This is a genomic window from Okeania sp. SIO2F4 (assembly GCF_010672385.1).
Taxonomy (GTDB): Bacteria; Cyanobacteriota; Cyanobacteriia; order Cyanobacteriales; family Microcoleaceae; genus Trichodesmium.
The window spans coordinates 1-3,238 of the sequence record NZ_JAAHGT010000967.1 but is presented as its reverse complement, the minus strand read 5'-3'; the positions used below and the strand labels follow the sequence as shown (position 1 = coordinate 3,238).

General features: G+C 37.9%; 1 protein-coding gene. It reads left to right on the top strand.

The features are described 5' to 3' along the window. On the top strand, positions 1–2,567 hold a 2,567-nt coding region (locus F6K22_RS35695), incomplete at its 5' end, for a DUF7507 domain-containing protein (RefSeq protein ID WP_293109309.1). Positions 2,568–3,238: the final 671 nt, after the last annotated feature.

Here is a 3,238-nt window from a genome sequence, read left to right as displayed (position 1 = left end):
CTGGTATCGATATTGAGAAGTTCACCAACGGAGTAGATGCTGACACCATAGAGGAAGCAGTAGAAATTTCTCCTGGCAAGAAAGTTACTTGGACTTATAAAGTCACCAACACTGGTGATGTATCCTTCAAGAAAAATGAAATTCAAGTTCATGACGACATAGAAGGCGAAATCACCAATATCGTTGAGAAAAAAGGTGGAAATAATAATAACAAATTAGAACCTGGTGAGACCTGGATTTACCAAAAGACAGGAACAGCTCAAGACTTAAGCACTACTACCAGTTCCCAAGACATCACCTTCCATCTCACAGGTAATAGTTCCACAACTGGTCATTACGGAAATGTCCGTACCTTTACTCAAGATGGTGTTTCCGTAGATGTCAGTGCATTTAGCAGTAACAAGCACGGTGGTAACTGGAAAACAGCTTACCTTGGAGCTTACGGTGGTGGCTTAGGTGTTACCAACCGGAAGGAAAACGGTCACAATCACCTAGTAGATAATGATACTAGCAACGATTATGTCCTCTTTGAATTTGACCAACAAGTAACTGTAGATCGCGCATTCCTTAATTATGTCAAGAATGATAGCGATATCACAGTCTGGATAGGCGAGCGCAATGGAGATATCACACATTTGAACAGCGATATCTTAAATGGCTTCACCAAGGAAAATAACAATGGTGGTAAGCACGATCGCTGGGCTAACTTTAATGCTGATGAGTTAACAGGTGATACCATCGTTATTTCTGCACGTCAAAATCAGCACAATGATGCCTTCAAGTTGAAAAAACTGGATATTTCTGTACCGGGTGAAACAACCATCGGTAATTACGTCAACATCGGAACTGTCACTGCTGGTTCTGTAAGTGATGAAGACCAAAGTGGTTACACTAATCCTGAAGGCGAACCTGAACCTCAAAATCCTGGTATCGATATTGAGAAGTTCACCAACGGAGTAGATGCTGACACCATAGAGGAAGCAGTAGAAATTTCTCCTGGCAAGAAAGTTACTTGGACTTATAAAGTCACCAACACTGGTGATGTATCCTTCAAGAAAAATGAAATTCAAGTTCATGACGACATAGAAGGCGAAATCACCAATATCGTTGAGAAAAAAGGTGGAAATAATAATAACAAATTAGAACCTGGTGAGACCTGGATTTACCAAAAGACAGGAACAGCTCAAGACTTAAGCACTACTACCAGTTCCCAAGACATCACCTTCCATCTCACAGGTAATAGTTCCACAACTGGTCATTACGGAAATGTCCGTACCTTTACTCAAGATGGTGTTTCCGTAGATGTCAGTGCATTTAGCAGTAACAAGCACGGTGGTAACTGGAAAACAGCTTACCTTGGAGCTTACGGTGGTGGCTTAGGTGTTACCAACCGGAAGGAAAACGGTCACAATCACCTAGTAGATAATGATACTAGCAACGATTATGTCCTCTTTGAATTTGACCAACAAGTAACTGTAGATCGCGCATTCCTTAATTATGTCAAGAATGATAGCGATATCACAGTCTGGATAGGCGAGCGCAATGGAGATATCACACATTTGAACAGCGATATCTTAAATGGCTTCACCAAGGAAAATAACAATGGTGGTAAGCACGATCGCTGGGCTAACTTTAATGCTGATGAGTTAACAGGTGATACCATCGTTATTTCTGCACGTCAAAATCAGCACAATGATGCCTTCAAGTTGAAAAAACTGGATATTTCTGTACCGGGTGAAACAACCATCGGTAATTACGTCAACATCGGAACTGTCACTGCTGGTTCTGTAAGTGATGAAGACCAAAGTGGTTACACTAATCCTGGTCAAAATTCTGTACTATTCAGTTTAAAAAACCACAAAACTCTAGATGGAATTAGTTTTAAACCAGAAGACATCGTTGAATATAATCTAGCCGATAAGAGTTTCACTAAGTTCTTTGATGGTTCAGATGTTGGCATTGATCATTTTAATATTGATGCCTTTGGGGTAATCAGCGACAATGAAATTCTACTTTCATTCAAGTCTGCTCAAAATATAGGTGGCATCCATGTAGATGATTCTGACATTGTTAAATTCACTGCCACATCACTTGGAGAAAACACCGCTGGTTCTTTCGATTTATACTTCGATGGTTCAGATGTTGGCTTATCTAAAGATAGTGAAAATATTGATGGTCTGAGTGTCGATCCTGTTACTGGAGACCTTCTAATTTCTACTCAAGGAAACGTTAATGTTCCAGGAGTTAGTAGCAAAGATGAAGATATACTGCGTTTTCAGTCTAATAGTTTAGGCAGTCACACCAGTGGAAGTTGGTCTGTCGAATTTGATGGCAGTGATGTAGGACTTAGTGACAACAGTGAAGATGTTGATGCTATTGGTCTTAAAGGAGAGCAAATCCTCCTATCCACAACAGGCAACTTTTCTGTAACTGGTCTATCTGGTAACAAGCAAGATGTGTTTGCTTTCAATCCTAATACTCTCGGTACTTCAACATCAGGTACATTTGAGGAATTATTTACTGAATTGAACAACAATGACATCTCTGGTGTTCATTTTCTCGGATAGATTCTTGAGATATTGACCTTAGTAAATTTAGCTGTCTAAGCCAAATCAATTCTTGAATTAATTTAAGAGTTTCACAGACATAATTTCTGTGAAACTCTTTTTTGATAGCAGTTTTCAGATAGAAAATTATATTAAATCCGGCAGTATTCGGTACAATTCAATAAAGACATTATAAAATGAGGAATAAAACAATATAATTAGGGACGAAGTAGATTTTAGTTGAAACTAAAATAATATCACCTCAACATTTATTTTTAAACTCGCCCCTATAACTCAAATATCTCAGCTAAATATTCTAATACCATTTTCAGAAAATATTGTTACAGTCACGAAACAGGGAACACTTAACTGGGAACAGGGAAATAAAAACATAATAAATAAAAAAAAGGTTGATTTTTAAGAATTTATGGGATTTATCAATTTTTGATTGTAGGAATAAATCACATACTTAAGATGTAACAGCCTTTTTTGAATTTGGTATAAGTTTATAGATAATTGAAAATTAACTACAGTCAATTTCATCTAATATTTCTAGATATTGCCACTACAATAGACCACTCCGGAAAAGAGGGAACAGAGAGAAGTAATATCATGTCCGGTTGAACAGTTATAATTAAAGTTTGTAGTAGGGCTTGAGCAAAAAGTATGTATCGGGCTGAGAGCCCTACTAC